Source organism: Pseudarthrobacter sp. MOO13 (genome assembly GCF_058267655.1).
The window spans coordinates 1,882,789-1,895,174 of sequence record NZ_CM177848.1; the positions used below are offsets into that span (position 1 = coordinate 1,882,789).

At 65.5% G+C, this 12,386-nt stretch carries 11 protein-coding genes; 7 read left to right on the forward strand and 4 right to left on the reverse strand.

From position 1 onward, the window contains the following. Nucleotides 1–6: 6 nt before the first annotated feature. From AC4EEO_RS08750 to holA, 4 genes are all read left to right on the forward strand, one after another. On the forward strand, nucleotides 7–1,464 hold the full coding sequence (locus tag AC4EEO_RS08750) for a ComEC/Rec2 family competence protein (RefSeq protein WP_491340272.1): 1,458 nt from the start codon (nucleotides 7–9) through the stop codon (nucleotides 1,462–1,464). Next, nucleotides 1,431–1,616, forward strand: a complete 186-nt coding sequence (locus AC4EEO_RS08755; RefSeq protein ID WP_491340410.1) for a hypothetical protein — start codon at nucleotides 1,431–1,433, stop codon at nucleotides 1,614–1,616. Before AC4EEO_RS08750 ends, AC4EEO_RS08755 begins: the two co-directional genes overlap by 34 nt. Beyond that, on the forward strand, nucleotides 1,613–4,144 hold the full coding sequence (locus tag AC4EEO_RS08760; RefSeq protein WP_491340273.1) for a hypothetical protein: 2,532 nt from the start codon (nucleotides 1,613–1,615) through the stop codon (nucleotides 4,142–4,144). The genes AC4EEO_RS08755 and AC4EEO_RS08760 overlap by 4 nt, the downstream gene beginning before the upstream one ends. Nucleotides 4,145–4,330: 186 nt before the next feature. After that, a complete protein-coding gene (gene holA / locus AC4EEO_RS08765; protein WP_491329981.1) occupies nucleotides 4,331–5,347 on the forward strand; it encodes a DNA polymerase III subunit delta in 1,017 nt (338 codons plus the stop codon). A 166-nt stretch (nucleotides 5,348–5,513) separates the two neighbouring features. Here the strand turns inward: holA and rpsT are convergent, their stop codons facing one another. Then, nucleotides 5,514–5,774, reverse strand: a complete 261-nt coding sequence (rpsT, locus tag AC4EEO_RS08770; protein ID WP_018761400.1) for a 30S ribosomal protein S20 — start codon at nucleotides 5,772–5,774, stop codon at nucleotides 5,514–5,516. A 169-nt stretch (nucleotides 5,775–5,943) separates the two neighbouring features. Then, nucleotides 5,944–6,435 (reverse strand): type II toxin-antitoxin system PemK/MazF family toxin, encoded by a 492-nt coding sequence (locus tag AC4EEO_RS08775; RefSeq protein WP_018761399.1) that lies wholly within the window; start codon nucleotides 6,433–6,435, stop codon nucleotides 5,944–5,946. 178 nt (nucleotides 6,436–6,613) lie between these two features. On the opposite strand from AC4EEO_RS08775, the gene lepA reads away from it, so the two are divergent. After that, complete coding sequence (lepA, locus tag AC4EEO_RS08780; RefSeq protein ID WP_026264477.1) at nucleotides 6,614–8,470, forward strand: translation elongation factor 4; 1,857 nt, start codon at nucleotides 6,614–6,616, stop codon at nucleotides 8,468–8,470. Between the two features lie 25 nt (nucleotides 8,471–8,495). Next, nucleotides 8,496–9,725, forward strand: coding sequence for a radical SAM family heme chaperone HemW (gene hemW, locus AC4EEO_RS08785; RefSeq protein WP_018761397.1), 1,230 nt, complete (start codon nucleotides 8,496–8,498; stop codon nucleotides 9,723–9,725). Nucleotides 9,726–9,784: 59 nt separating this feature from the next. Here hemW and AC4EEO_RS08790 read toward each other — a convergent pair whose 3' ends face one another. Then, nucleotides 9,785–10,195 carry a DUF4870 domain-containing protein gene (locus AC4EEO_RS08790; protein ID WP_018761396.1) on the reverse strand — a complete coding sequence of 137 codons (411 nt, stop codon included), beginning with the start codon at nucleotides 10,193–10,195 and terminating at the stop codon, nucleotides 9,785–9,787. 119 nt (nucleotides 10,196–10,314) lie between these two features. Beyond that, nucleotides 10,315–11,166, reverse strand: coding sequence for a DUF3097 domain-containing protein (locus tag AC4EEO_RS08795; protein ID WP_018761395.1), 852 nt, complete (start codon nucleotides 11,164–11,166; stop codon nucleotides 10,315–10,317). 173 nt (nucleotides 11,167–11,339) lie between these two features. On the opposite strand from AC4EEO_RS08795, the gene hrcA reads away from it, so the two are divergent. Continuing rightward, on the forward strand, nucleotides 11,340–12,353 hold the full coding sequence (gene hrcA, locus AC4EEO_RS08800; protein ID WP_109044563.1) for a heat-inducible transcriptional repressor HrcA: 1,014 nt from the start codon (nucleotides 11,340–11,342) through the stop codon (nucleotides 12,351–12,353). Nucleotides 12,354–12,386: the final 33 nt, after the last annotated feature.

Below are 12,386 nucleotides of genomic sequence, written 5' to 3' on the forward strand. Positions count from 1 at the left end.
AGTTTCATGGCTGCTGTCGGGGTCTCCCTGATGCTTGCCGCTGCCGCTGCCGCGCAGTCGGCGGCGGGCTCAGCTCAGCGCTTCGACGGACCCCTGGCAGAGGCGATCGCAGCAGGCAGGTCGGTCGTGGCCATCGTGGAGGTAGCCGGAAGTCCACGGGCGGTGACGGGACCAGGGGGAGCGGCGGAACGATGGTCGGTGCCGGTGGTGACCCAGGAAGTCTCGACCGGCGGGGCGCGAGTTCGCACGCATGCCCCGCTGGTTGTCATGGGCGGACAGGACTGGGGCTCGTTGGTCCCGGGACAAACGGTGCGCGCGGCCGGCACGTTGCGGCCGGCCGAACCGGGACGCACGGAAGCGGGAAGCCTCGCGGCCTCCACTGCGCCCGCACGGACAACGGCCGGTCCAGTCCTGCAGGAGGCTGCACGGGAGCTTCGGGACCGGTTCGTATCGGCTGCGTCCTTCCTGGAGCCGGACGCCCGCGGTCTCCTGCCGGGAATGGTCACCGGAGACACCAGCGCCCTGGACCAAGGATTGGGGAACGCCATGAAAGCGGTGGGCATGACACACCTGACCGCGGTGAGCGGGGCAAACTGCAGCCTGGTGCTGGGGGCTTTGCTGGTGTTGTGCCGGCGGTTCCGATTGCCCCGTGCGCCCGCTGCGGGAGTGGCCCTTGCCGGGCTGGCGCTGTTCGTGGTCCTTGTGGGTCCGGATGCCAGCGTCCTGCGTGCGGCCCTGATGGGAGCCATCGGGGTTGCAAGCCTCGCCGGGGGACGCTCGGGACGTGGGCTGAGCTTCCTCTGCCTGGCCGTTATCGGTCTCCTGCTGTCAGATCCAGCACTTGGCACCAGTTTCGGCTTTCTTCTATCAGTGCTGGCTACGCTGGGCATCATCCTCCTGGGCCGGCCGATCATCGACTGGATTCCCGTGGTGGTGCCGAGGTGGCTGGCCGCTTCGGTAGCCGTCCCGCTGTCCGCCCAGCTGCTGTGCGGGCCCGTCATCGTCCTGTTGCAGCCACAGTTCGCCACATATGCCCTGCCGGCCAACGTGGTGGCCGCGCCCCTGGTTGCGCCTGTGACCCTGCTGGGGACCGCCGCAGTGCCCCTGTTGGCCCTCATTCCTTGCGCCGCCACGGTCCTGATTGCCGTGGCGGGAGCCTTCAGTTCAGCGGTTGCCGCCACGGCGAGGTTCGCGGCGCAGCTGCCCGGGTCCGCTTTGCCATGGCCGGAAGGGGTACCCGGCCTGCTCTCCATGCTGCTGCTGTCAGTCCTCACGTTCGCCGTGGTGTGGGCGACTGCCCGGCCAAGGCACCTCCTCCGTCGGATCCAGGAGGCGCACACGGGGACTGAAGCGTTGATCGAACTGCTCGAGATCCGAATGCATCGCCTCCGCCACGTGCAGAGCTTGAAGCGCTGGCGCGACGGCCCCGGCTGCGGCGGCAAATGCAACGGAAGCAATTCATAGGTTGGGCTTCGCAAAAAGTTCAGCAAGTATTCAGGCGATGTCCTGAAAGTGTGCGTGCCAAAGAAATCCACAGAACACAGAGGTTGACCGCGCAACAATATTCAGGCTGTGGCACGATTGAGAAGCACAAGAACAATTGGGGGAATTTGTGACTGAACAGCAGTATCCGCAGGCCGGGTCATCCGGGCAGACCACTGAGACACCTGGCTGGCCGCCTGCCGGCAATGCAGGAAACGCCGGCCATTCCGGGTCGGGCGCGGCCCCGGGCTCCAGTCTCCTGAAGACTTTCGACTATAAAACTTTGATTCCCGGGGCCCTGGTCGGCACCATTTCGTATGTGGTGATTCTCATCACCGCCTTTCTTTTCCTAATTCTGGCACTGATCGGTATTAGCGCCAGCAACGGTGGCAATACCGAATTGCCGTCGAATTCCATGCTTCCCAGTGAAAGCCCGATGCCGTCACCGTGGTCCCTGATAGGACAGCTGGCCGTGCAGCTGGTCGTCATGAGCCAGCTTGGCGCGCTTGGTTCGAGCATCGACGCAACCATTCCCTTCATGGGGAACGTGCACGGATCCGCTTCCGTCTTCGCGGTTCCCTTGCTGCTGACGGCCGTCTCGATCGCAGTGCTGTACTTCGGCGGCCGGTACGCCGCCAAGCGGGCCGCAGCCCAAACAACCGCCGGAACTTGGATCGAGGCAGTAACAACGGGCCTGGTGTTCACTCTGCTGGTCAATATCCTCGGGGCGATCTTCGCCATTTCCATACCGGTGCCGAGCGTGAAGATCAGCCCGATCGGCGCTGTGACCCTCGGGTCCTTCGTATTTGCGCTCGTGATCGGAACGCTCGCCACTTTCGCAGGGCGGGCATCAGTGCGCCCGCGCGCCATTACAGGCGCCGGTATCCGTGCGGCGGTCCGCCGGGCGTTTGAGACTGTCGCGGTGCATTACGTCGTTTTTCTGGCCATCGCCATCCCGGTGGTTGTGATTGTCCTGGGCATCAAGTCCGGGTGGCAGTCCACCCTCTCCTCGCCGCTGTGGGCACCCACGGCAGGCTTCTTCATGTTCGGCCTGGGCCATCTGGGTGCTCTCACCCGCAACTGGAACTTGGGCTCCTCAGTGGCCTCATCGGCGAATTCCTCCGCTTCCGACATCAGCTTCGGCTTCGGGCACGCCTTGGACCAGTACGGCATCCCTGGCTGGGCCGGATGGTTGCTGCTTCTCCTGGCGCTGATCTCAATCGTGGCGACCTCGGTCTTCTGGTACTTGCGCCGGGGGCCCGTGGTGACCAACAAGGTCACTGACTGGGCAGCGCTCCCTGCTGCATTCCTCGTTGCCGGGGCGCTGGTCACGTGGCTGAGCAGCGTGACCGGCACCTTTGACGCCGGGTCACTGGCGTCCGGTGCCGGCAGCATGACGCTGGCATGGTTTACCCCGTTCTTCCTGATGCTCTGGGGCGGCGCTACAGAAGCATCAGCGCGCTATCTCGCGCCCCAGCTGAGCCGGTATGTTCCCCTGGCCCTGGCCTACAAGATTGCTCCTTCCGAATCGGCAGCAGCTGCACCGGCTGGCACGGCCCCTGCACCGGGTGCCGGGGCCCCAGTTGGCCGTGCAGCCCCCGGAGCCCATCCTGCGCTGGCGCCCCGGGAGCCGATGTCCGCCCGCACGAAGCGCAAGCTTGGACTCATGCTGGGCTCCGCCGGTTTGGTGGTCGTACTGGTGGTCGGGGGAGTCATCGCACTCAACGTCATCAAGGGCAACAACGGTCCTGATAAGGCCGTGGGCAGCTACCTACAGGCACTTCAGAACGGCGAGGCTTCCAAGGCGATGGCACTGGCCGATCCCGGCGTGGCCAACGACCAACGGGTCCTGCTGTCCGATCAGGTCTACGCCAAGGCTGCCAAGCGCATCGACGGCTTCGACATTGTGTCCACGAAGGTCGCCGATGACACGGCTACGGTGGTGGCTGAGGTACACCAGGACGGCCGTAAGAAGCAGGAGACGTACAGCCTTCGCAAGTCGAATCCTGAACTCCTGGACGATCACTGGAAGATGGAGTCCACACCTCTTCAGAGCGTCCGCATCACGTCGGACACGCCGCTGAAGAAGGTCCTAATCAACGGTCAAGAGCTCGACGTCGACCTAGCGGGCAGCTCTATGGGCTCATCCGGCCTTAGCTACCCTGCTTTGCCCGGCGAAAACACCGTTGAACTGCCCTCCTCGGAAAAATTTCTGGCCGCTCAGAAGTCCACGGCGCTGGTCACCATCGGGGCCGCCCAGGCGCCCGCGACCGCCAGCCTCAAAGTGGACGCCTCTGACGCCCTGAAGTCCGAAGCCATGTCACAGATCGACGCCTATCTTGCCGAGTGTGTGAAGTCCACCGAGGCCCAGCCGGCCAATTGCCCGCTCGACAACTACAGTTCCTCGCGCTACTCCCGGAACTTTCACTGGACACTCACGTCGAAACCCACGTTCACCATAAGCAAGGACCCATATGGGTCTACCCCGTGGCGTATTCGTACACAGACCCCCGGGAAAGCGACAGTCAGCTACGAGAGGGATACCTCATTCGGTTTCGGAACAGCCGAGTGGAAGCCTGCAACAGACACAACCTCGGTTTCCATGAGTGCCAACGTCTCTGTTGAGGACGGCAAGGTAAAGCTGACCTACAGCAGGTATTAAAGGGAGGAACGCGACCTGCCGAGCCGTTCGCAGCGGTGTAGGCCAGTCACACCATCGGCCCTGTCCGGGGTTCCGGGGAGGGCCGCTGGTCGTCTCCACCCGCCGCCTCAGAACCGGCAGCTTGGAGCCCGGGCGCGGACATGGCAGGCTGGGATACTGCACTAAAACCTCCGGAAGGGACCTTCGATGGCCGCTGCGCAAAAGCGTGAAACCCGCTCTCCGGCGTCCAACGCTGCCTCCTGGCGGGACGTGACCCCGGCGCAGATCGTGCTGGTCACCGGGCCGGAGGAATACCTTGGCATCCGGGCCATGGACAGGGTCCGGGCGCAAGTCCGGGTGGCGGCGCCGGACGTCGAACTCAGCCGCATTAACGCCGCCGGTTATGAGCCGGGGGCCCTGACCATGCAGGTCAGCCCCTCGCTGTTCGGCGAGAGCAAACTCATTGAAGTCGAATCTGTGGAAGCCATGAACGAAGCCTTCCTGGCCGACGCGCTGGCTTACGTGCAGCACCCCGAGCCGGATGCCGTCGTCGTGCTTCGACACGCCGGCGGCGCCCGCGGAAAAAAGCTGCTCGACGCCGTCAAGAAGGGCGGCTGGCCAGTCGTTGACTGCCAGCCCTTGAAGAAGGACGCTGACAAAATCTCTTTCGTCACCGCGGAATTCAAGGCAGCGGGACGCCGAATCAACCAGGACGCCGTCCAGGCCCTGGTGAACGCCGTGGGTGCAGACCTGTCCGAACTCGCTGCCGCCTGCAGCCAGCTGATCGCTGACGCCACCACTACCGTCACGTCCGAGACTGTGGACCGGTACTACGGAGGGCGCATCGAAGCCACGGCCTTCAAGGTGGCGGACGCCGCCATGGCGGGAAACGCGCCGCTGGCGCTGTCCACCCTCCGCCACGCCCTCGCCACGGGCGCGGATCCGGTACCCCTGGTTGCCGCCCTCGCCGCAAAGCTGCGGACGGTGGCGCGGGTGGCCGGCGCATCAGGATCGTCCGCCCAGATTGCGGCGGAACTCGGAATGCAGCCGTGGCTGGTTGAACAAGCCCAGCGGGACGTCCGCCGCTGGACCCCCGAGGGCCTGGTGCGCTCCATCCAGGCCACGGCAGAGGCTGATGCCCAAGTGAAGGGCCTGTCACGGGACCCGGTTTACGCCGTCGAACATGCCGTGACGGTGATCGCCATGTCGGTCCAGGGCAGGTAACGCCGGCAGACGCGACTGCCGGCGAGGCGCCCGGGGCATCCTGCTGCCGGCGTCCAGGGTCGGCTGCGTACCACTGTGCCCGCTGCCTGGCAGGCCGCCGCTTAAACGCGTGTGGCCGGCACCTTCCGGTACCGGCCACACCATCAGTTCGCGGGAACTGGAAACCTTAGAGTGCGTTGACCTTCTTGGAGATCGCCGACTTGCGGTTCGCTGCGTTGTTCTTGTGCAGAACACCCTTGCTGACAGCCTTGTCCAGCTTACGGCTGGCAGAAACGAGCGCAGTAGTAGCAGCTTCCTTGTCAGCGGACTCAACGGCGGTGTTGACGGCGCGGATGGCCGTCTTCAGCTCAGACTTGACTGCGTTGTTGCGCAGGCGTGCCTTCTCGTTGGTCAGGATGCGCTTCTTCTGGGACTTGATATTCGCCACGTGTGAACTCTCTTTGTAATGCGGAAATGGTCTAGAGGGCTTTCCGGCTGGCCTTGACTGAGCGGCGTGGGGATACCTATGGCGGCCAACCATCAGTGACCGTCGACCTGCACGGACACACAGCAATAAAGAATAGCAGGTCAGGGACGGGACTGGCCATTTCCGGTGCCTATGTCCAACCGTGCCGCCGGCGCAGCCCGGAGGCAACTTTCTCAAAACGCGCCTTATCCAGGACGGCGCCCTCCCGCCGGACGCTGTCCGGCCTGATCTGCAGGACCCGGTCCAGCCGGACCTCGCTGGCCCTGCCCTGCTTGTCCCAGGCGCCGGAGCCCAGGTCCACGTAGAGGTCGGAGGCCGTACCCGGCGCCACCCGGTCCCTGCTGGTCATCATCAGTCCGAGGAGATATGTCCCATGATGTCCCACCAGCAGCACGGGGCGGTCCTTGCCCCTGCTGTGGTCCTCCTCGTAAGGGACCCAGGTCCACACCACCTCACCGGGGTCCGGATCGCCGTCGGGCCGGGGTGCATACCGCACGGCAGACCGGCCGGTGAAGTCACCCGGATAGGCGGACTTGGGAGCACCCTCGACGGGGCCTCGCAACTGCAGCATGCGCAGGCCGCGGCGGACGGCGTTAGCCACGGAGCGGAGGTCGATAGCCATGCTGAAACCCTATCGCCCTGCGCGGCCGGCGGAACGCCCCCACTGTGGCGCGGCAGGATGCGGTGCCGCGGCCCGGGACGTGGGACACTGGGAGTTCAAGATCTGCGGCCATACCGCCCGGCACCTTCGGGGTTGCCTGCCGGCTGGCTGCGAACAATGCCAACAGTAAGGACCCTGCGTGTCTCCCATGGCCCGCACCGCACCGGTGCCCGCCGCGACAGATCCGGCCATTATTCGGAACTTTTGCATCATCGCGCATATTGACCACGGCAAGTCCACGCTGGCTGACCGGATGCTGCAGTCCACCGGGGTTGTCCAGGCGCGCGACATGAAGGCCCAGTACCTGGACCGGATGGACATCGAGCGTGAGCGGGGCATCACCATCAAGTCCCAGGCCGTGCGCATGCCATGGGAAGTGGACGGGGTCAGCTACGCACTGAACATGATCGATACGCCCGGCCACGTGGACTTCACCTATGAGGTCTCCAGATCGCTGGCCGCCTGCGAGGGGGCAATCCTCCTGGTGGACGCAGCGCAGGGTATCGAGGCGCAGACACTGGCAAACCTGTACCTGGCCATGGAGAACAACCTCACCATCATCCCGGTGCTGAACAAGATCGACCTTCCGGCAGCGCAGCCGGAGAAATACGCAGCCGAACTCGCCAACCTCATCGGCGGCGATCCGGAGGACGTCCTGCGCGTGTCCGGCAAGACCGGCGTCGGTGTGGAGGCGCTCTTGGACAAGATTGTCCGCGACCTCCCCGCCCCGACGGGCGACCCGGATGCACCGGCCCGTGCCATGATCTTCGATTCCGTCTATGACACCTACCGTGGCGTCGTCACCTACGTCCGCGTCGTGGACGGCATGCTCCACCCCCGTGAGCGCATCCAGATGATGTCCACCAGGGCATCGCACGAGCTGCTGGAAATCGGGGTCAGCTCCCCGGAACCCACGCCGTCAAAGGGCCTCGGCGTCGGTGAAGTGGGTTACCTCATCACCGGCGTTAAGGACGTGCGCCAGTCCAAGGTGGGCGACACCGTCACCAACCTGGCCAAGCCGGCCGCAAAGTCACTGCCCGGCTACGCCGACGCCAAGCCCATGGTGTTCTCCGGCCTGTATCCGCTGGACGGGGCCGACTATCCGGTACTCCGCGACGCCCTTGAGAAACTCATGCTCAACGACGCAGCCCTGGTGTACGAACCGGAAACCTCCGCAGCCCTTGGTTTCGGTTTCCGTGTCGGATTCCTCGGCCTGCTCCACCTTGAGATCACCCGCGAACGCCTGGAACGCGAATACAACCTGGCACTCATCTCCACCGCACCGAACGTTGAGTACGAGGTCACCCTGGAGGACAAGAAGGTGGTCCAGGTGACCAACCCCAGCGAGTACCCCACAGGCAAAGTAGCGGAGGTGCGCGAACCCATGGTGTCCGCCACCATCCTGGCCCCCAACGAGTTCGTCGGCGCCATCATGGAACTCTGCCAGGCCCGCCGCGGCGTGCTGGGCGGGATGGACTACCTGTCCGAGGACCGGGTGGAGATCAGGTACCGCCTCCCGCTGGCCGAGATCGTGTTCGACTTCTTCGACATCCTGAAGTCCAAGACCCGCGGCTACGGGTCCCTGGACTGGAAGGCCGACGGTGACCAGGCAGCCGACCTGGTCAAGGTCGACATCATGCTCCAGGGCGAACAGGTGGACGCGTTCAGTGCCATCACGCACAGGGACAAGGCGTACGCGTACGGCGTGATGATGACCGGCAAGCTGCGCGAACTCATCCCGCGGCAGCAGTTCGAGGTGCCCATCCAGGCGGCCATCGGCTCCAGGATCATCGCCCGTGAAAGCATCCGCGCCATCCGCAAGGACGTCCTGGCCAAGTGCTACGGCGGCGACATCTCCCGTAAGCGCAAGCTGCTGGAAAAGCAAAAAGAAGGCAAGAAGCGCATGAAGATGGTGGGCACGGTGGAAGTTCCGCAGGAAGCGTTCATCGCCGCCCTCACCACTGACGATTCAAAGGACAAGGCCAAGAAGAAGTGACCACCGCGCAGCGGGGGACCCGCTGATGCCCAGCGTTCTTCCCCTTGGCGACCCGGCGCCGTCGGACGGCCTGCTGCCTGCTCAGGCAGCGGACGGTGCGGCGGCCCGGGCTTTCGGCTTGTACGTCCACATCCCGTTCTGTGCCGTGCGCTGCGGGTACTGCGACTTCAACACGTACACGGCCACGGAACTCGGCGGCGGAGCTTCCCAGGATGCCTATGCGGGCACGGCCGTCTCGGAAGTGGGGCTGGCCGCGCGGGTACTGCAGCGTTCAGGCGTCCCGGCACGCAAGCTCAGCACCGTTTTCTTCGGCGGTGGCACGCCTACGCTCCTGCCGGCCGGCGACCTCGCCATGATTCTTCGTGCCGCCATCGACCAGTGGGGAATCGAAGAGGACGCGGAAGTCACCACGGAGGCCAATCCCGACTCCGTCACGCCCGAATCCCTGGCCATCCTCAAGGAAGCCGGTTTCACCCGGGTGTCGTTCGGCATGCAATCCGCTGTCCCGCACGTCTTGAAGGTCCTGGACCGCACCCACACCCCGAGCCGGGTTCCGCAGGTGGTCCGGTGGGCCCGGGAGGCGGGACTTGCCGTCAGCCTGGACCTGATATACGGCACGCCCGGTGAATCCCTTGCCGACTGGCGGTACTCGCTCGAAACAGCCTTGTCCTACGAGCCCGATCACATCAGCGCCTATGCGCTGATCGTCGAGGAGGGCACCAAGCTCGCCGCACAGATGCGGCGCGGCGAGGTCCCGGGAATCGACGACGACGACCACGCCGACAAGTACGAGCTCGCAGACCAGCTGATCACCGAAGCCGGGCTGGGCTGGTACGAGGTCAGCAATTGGGCCCGGACCCCGGACCAGGCCTGCCGGCACAACCTGGCCTACTGGCGGGGCGACGACTGGTGGGGGATAGGGCCTGGCGCACACTCACACGTGGGCGGCGTGCGCTGGTGGAACGTCAAGCACCCTGTGGCCTACGCCAACCGGCTCGCGCAGGGCTATTCGCCGGCTGCGGGCCGCGAAACCCTGGATTCGGACACCAGGCGACTGGAGCGGGTGATGCTTGAGGCGCGGCTTCAGTCAGGGCTCGACGTCTCGACGCTCAGCACCTTGGGCCGCCATGAGGTGGCGGGCCTGATCGCGGACGAACTGGTGGAACCGGCCGCGGCGTTCCACGGACGGCTGGTCCTCACCCTAAAGGGCCGGCTCCTGGCGGACGCCGTGGTCCGCAGGATCCTGCCCGACTAACCGCAGCACGAACCCGGCCGGGCTTGCGGGGGCTTGATTGCGCTGGGAGCCGCTGGGGACTATTTGATCCAGCGCAGGTTGTACGGGTAGCGGTGCGGCTGGCCCCGGTTGACGTGGATCCCTGCGGCCACCGAGAAGCAGGTCAGCGCCACCCAGATCAGCGTGGCGATCACGGCGAAGATGTTGCCCACGTAGGGAATGAACACCAGGATGTTGGCCAGGACCGCGGCGATGGTGGGCGGCAGGCTGAAGTTCAGCGCTTCCTTCGACTCCTGCGCGGTGAACGGTCCGCGGTCCCGGAAGATCAGGTAGATCAGCAGGGACGGAATGCACCCCAGGATCCCGCCGAAGTGGGCCAGCGTGGCCCATTGGCGGTCTTCGCTGGCCGTGAGCGGCAGCGCATTGGCGGGGACGCCATGGTACTCGGAACGGCCTTGGCCATCCCTGTGATCACGTGCGTTTTCTGCCACAGTCTGTTTTCCTTCTGGGGTGCAAGTGGTGCTGACGACTAATAAGGACTCGGTGCCATGCTGTGAAAAGCAAGGCATCGCAGTATCCAGAATACTGGGTCGCGGGGCGGGAGCGGCTTTCAGGGCACGGTGAGGAAGTCGATCACTTCCTCAACCCGCCCCAGCAGCGACGGTTCCAGGTCGGCGTACGTGCGGACGGCGCCGAGGAGCTTTTGCCACCCCAGCCCGATATCTTCCTTGGTGGAGTGCGGCCAGCCAAAGGCCTTCAGGATGCCGGTCTTCCAGTCCTGGCCGCGGGGAATCGCCGGCCATTGCTGGATGCCCAGCACCGCGGGGCGGATGGCCTGCCACACGTCCACGTAGGGGTGGCCGACGATCAGGACATTTCCGGCGGCACCAGGGGAGGCCATCACAGCCTCGGCGATGCGCGATTCCTTTGAATCGGGCACCAGGTGGTCCACGAGGACCCCAAGGCGGCGCCCAGGTCCCGGCCTGAAGTCCGCCACGGCGGCCGTGAGGTCGTCGATGCCGTGCAGGGGTTCGACGACGATGCCTTCCACCCGAAGGTCGTCTCCCCACACCTTCTCCACCAGTTCAGCGTCATGCTTGCCTTCCACCCAGATGCGGCTCGCCTTTGCGACCTGGGCGCGCTGCCCTGCCACCCGAACCGACCCGGACGCGGTCCGCCCTGCGGCGGGACCGGCCCCAGCGCGGGCGGGCGCCGGCGGCATCAGGCGGATCGGCTGTCCTTCCAGGAGGAAGCCGAAGCCCAGCCGGAAGGACCGCGATTTTCCGCGCCGGTCCTCGAGGGCAACCACGTGCATTCCGCCGGACTTCTCCACCCGGGTGACAGCCCCAACCCAGCCGGACTGGACTTCCTCAAGCACCATGCCGCGCTCCACGGGAACCTCCGGCAGTTCGGTCCGGGCAGGGGCGGAAATCCCGCGGGGGCCCCAGTTCTGGTAGTCCATGGATTCGATCCGCCTCGCATTAGGTCCTCACCCCCGGAGTTTCGCCCGGAGCGGTACCAATGCTAACAACGGGCCGAGGCATAATAGACTGTTAGCACTGAGGCATGTCGAGTGCTAACCCCTGGGCGGCACCGGACGGGGCACGCGCCCCGGACCGTGGATGGAGGTGGAGAGTGAGCGAGCCACGCAAACTGGAAGTGCTGCGGGCGATCGTGGAGGACTACGTCCACTCCCGCGAGCCGGTCGGCTCAAAGGCGCTGGTGGAGCGCCATCATCTCGGTGTGTCCAGCGCCACGATCCGCAACGACATGGCGGCGCTGGAGGATGAGGGCCTGATCACCGCGCCGCACACCAGCGCAGGGCGGATACCCACGGACAAGGGCTACCGCCTGTTCGTGGACCAGATCTCGGCGGTCAAGCCACTGTCGGCCGCAGAGCGGCGGGCCATCCAATCACTCCTGGAAGGAGCGGACGACCTCGACGACGTCCTGGACCGCACGGTCCGCCTCCTGTCCCAGCTGACCAACCAGGTGGCAGTGGTCCAGTACCCGCACTTGAGCAGGGCCCTGGTCCGCCACATCGAATTCGTGCTGCTGGCACCGCGCAAAGTACTCGTGGTGCTGATTGCCAACAGCGGCAAAGTCGAGCAGCGCGTGATCGACGTCGGCCAGGACCTCGGTGACGAGGCGCTGGCGGAGTTGCGGACCCGGTTCCTCGGGGCCTTGGGCGGCACGTCGCTGAGCCACCTCGCGCAGGCCTTGCCCGCCGTCGTCGCCGCCGCGCCGCACCCTCAGCGCCAGGCCGCGCACGCACTCGCGCTTGGGCTGGAGGTTTTGGCCCAGAGCAGCCGGGAAGACCGGATGGTCATGGCCGGAACGGCCAACCTGGCCCGGTCCAACGTAGACTTTCCACTCAGCATCGGCCCGGTGCTCGAAGCACTCGAGGAGCAGGTGGTGATGCTGCGGCTGCTGAGCGAAATGGCACAGGACCACCGCGGCGTGGCCGTCAGCATCGGACGGGAGAACCCTTACGACGGCCTCGCGGAGGCATCGGTGGTGGCCACAGGCTACGGCCCTGACAGCGCCGCGAAGGTAGGGATCCTTGGCCCGACACGGATGGACTACCCCACCACCATGGCCGCCGTCAGGGCCGTGGCCCGCTACCTTTCCAGGATTTTGGGGCCCTGATCCTCCGTTGCCGGACCACGTCCGGCAACGGGA